The 903-nt window shown below is 78.0% G+C and carries 1 protein-coding gene; it reads right to left on the bottom strand.

Features of this window, described 5'->3' with window-relative positions; genetic code table 11:
- Nucleotides 1–903: AsmA family protein (locus OZN99_RS32540; RefSeq protein ID WP_456299928.1), on the bottom strand; the 903-nt coding region annotated here is incomplete at both ends.

Genomic DNA, 903 nt, shown 5'->3' with positions numbered 1-903 from the left:
CAGCGCGACCTCTGCCGGCCCCTCGAAGGCGATGCCGAAGCCCGTCGCCCGCTTGAGCGCCGCGAGGTCGAGTCCGGCCGGGCGGCTGCGCAGCATCAGCGCCAGCGTGGGGGGCGTGGCGGCGGCGTCCATCGTCAGCTGCCCGTCCACCGGCCCGCCGGGCGTGGTGACGGCAAAGGGCTGCAGGCGCAGCCGCCCGCCTGCCAGCCACAGGCGGGCGCTCGCGGCCCGCCAGGCGATGCCGCCGGCGGTCAGCGCCTCGGCCGAGAGGTCCAGCGTCGCGTCGAAGGTCCGCAGCGCCTCCACGGGCAAAGCGAGGTCGGGGATGACGCGCCCGGGGGCCGCCGCGCTTGATCCCCCCGGCCCGCCGAGCAGATCGAGGTCGATCCGCCGCGCTGCGATGCGCCCGGCAAGCGCGATGGGCGGGCCCGGCGTGACCTGGAGCTCCCCGTCCGCCTCGAGCCCGCGCGCGGACACGACGAGGTCCTGGAGGCGGAACGCCGCCCCATCCTGCACCGAAGCGATGCGGGCGCGCGCCGTGACCTCCCGCAGCGCCGGCAGCGTCACGCCGAGCAGCGGCCCCAGCGTGGAGAGGTCAGGCGTGGCCAGTTCCGCCTGCATGGGCGCGCCGGCCAGCCCCGTCCGCCTCGCCGTGACGGACAGCGCCAGCCGCGACGGGCCGGCGGTCAGCGTTGCCCGCAGCGGGACGGCGCTGTCCGGCGCCGCGAGCAGATCCCGCAGCGACGGGAGCGTCGCGGACAGTTCCACCGGCACGCCGCCTCGCCGCAGCGTTGCCCGGAGCGTGGCCGCCGCATCGGGGTCGGCCGCGCGCAGCTCGGCGGCGTCCAGCCGCAGGCGCGGCAGCACCGCCTCCAGCGTCACGCCCGTGCTGCGGATCACCAA

The organism is Falsiroseomonas oryzae (assembly GCF_027856955.1).
Lineage (GTDB): Bacteria > Pseudomonadota > Alphaproteobacteria > Acetobacterales > Acetobacteraceae > Falsiroseomonas > Falsiroseomonas oryzae.
This window is presented reverse-complemented; position numbering and strand designations above follow the sequence as displayed.